The 1,186-nt window shown below is 62.8% G+C and carries 1 protein-coding gene; it reads left to right on the forward strand.

Going from position 1 to position 1,186, the window contains the following annotated elements:
• Positions 1 to 220 precede the first annotated feature (220 nt).
• On the forward strand, positions 221 to 1,168 hold the full coding sequence (locus PMI42_RS11250; protein WP_008133769.1) for an IS110 family RNA-guided transposase: 948 nt from the start codon (positions 221 to 223) through the stop codon (positions 1,166 to 1,168).
• Positions 1,169 to 1,186: the final 18 nt, after the last annotated feature.

Raw genomic sequence — 1,186 nt, forward strand, 5'->3', positions numbered from 1 at the left:
CTTTGCCCACCCTTGTAATAGCGCGATCGGTTATCTTTGACCTGTTCCGTGAGGAATGGCCTGCCGCGGTTTGCACCCCGCGACAGGCCGCTGGCGATCGGATCGAGCCCACCCAGAGCAGTTTGTGGCTGCCCCGTAGCGTGATCGCGTCAGCACCTTCATCGGACCCGGATGGTTGCCGGAACAACTTGGTTCGCTTCACAAGGCAGGGTCGACGAAGATGACACAGACTAGCATAACGACGGCTGGGATCGATACGTCCAAGGCCAAGCTCGACATCGCGGTTCACGGTCGAACCGAACGCTGGCAGGTCGCCAATGCTCTACCGGGCTGGCGTGCTCTGGCAGCAAGCCTGGCCAAGGCCGGCGTCACGCGGGTCGGGATCGAGGCGACTGGCGGCTATGAGCGTGGCGTGGCGGAGCATTTGCGGTCGGCCGGCTTTACCGTGCTGGTGCTGCAGCCGCTTCAGGTCAAGGCGTTCGGTCAGGTCCATTTACGCCGGGCTAAGAACGATGCGCTCGACGCGATTTTGATTGCGGCTTGTGCCGCAGCGCTCGATCCTCCGGAGGTCGCGCCGGATCCGCGATTGACTGAATTGGCCGACTATCTGACCTTCCTCGAGCAGATCGAGGAGGACATTAGGCGCTTCAAGACCCGGCTTGAGCACATCGACGAGCCTGCATTACGACGCCTCGTCAACGGCGACATCGCCAGGCTGAAGGCACGCAGGTCGACGCAGATGCGCGACATTGCCAAGCGCCTTCGCGCCTATGACGATCTGGCCAAGCGGCTCAAACTGGTGCTGAGCATTCCCGGCATCGGCGAGCGCACGGCGCTGGCGATCGTCATCCGCATGCCGGAGCTCGGTCGCGTCAGTCGTGAGGAAGTCGCAGCCTTGGCCGGGCTGGCTCCCTTCGATGCAGATAGCGGACAACACCGCGGACAGCGCAAAATCGCCGGAGGCCGCAGCCGCCTGCGGCGCTCCCTGTTCGCCGCGGCCCTTCCGGCGGCTTTCCGTTGGAACAACGCTCTGATCGCGCTCTATGCCCGCCTCATGGCAAAGGGCAAAGCCCACAACGCAGCACTCATCGCCTGCGCCCGGAAGCTCCTGATCTATGCCAATACTGTCGTACAGCGCGGAACGCCATGGACCGAAAAAGCCGCATAGCCTTTAATGGTTGCTACG

This window comes from Bradyrhizobium sp. YR681 (assembly GCF_000282615.1).
Classification (GTDB): Bacteria; Pseudomonadota; Alphaproteobacteria; order Rhizobiales; family Xanthobacteraceae; genus Bradyrhizobium.